We start from the raw sequence: 267 nt of genomic DNA, 5'->3' as shown, positions 1-267 counted from the left end.
AACGCTGCCAAGGGCGCTGCGCCATTCATTGCCAGCGCCTCGCTGGGCCGACTGCTGATCACGGAAACGTCCGCTTTCACCGATCTGCCGCTGACATCGACGGACACGACTCTTTTCGGCAGCAGTCCAATCAGCAGCCCCGGTACTGCGCCAACCAGCGGGTCGCCTGAGCAGCCCGCAGAGATGACCTTGAACTATGACGGCGGAGCGCCTGCGAATGGCCTTGCGCTGGGCACTGGCTTGGCCTGCATTGGTCCTAGAGGGTTG

General features: G+C 63.3%; 1 protein-coding gene. It reads left to right on the top strand.

Translation table 11 applies throughout. The annotated features are described in order from the left end of the window. Positions 1 to 267 (top strand): hypothetical protein (locus tag GHO41_RS30195; RefSeq protein WP_218580298.1); only part of this gene is annotated, 267 nt, incomplete at both ends.

Origin of the sequence: Pseudomonas sp. FSL R10-0399, assembly GCF_009600165.1 — a bacterium.
GTDB lineage: Bacteria > Pseudomonadota > Gammaproteobacteria > Pseudomonadales > Pseudomonadaceae > Aquipseudomonas > Aquipseudomonas helleri.
This window is presented reverse-complemented; position numbering and strand designations above follow the sequence as displayed.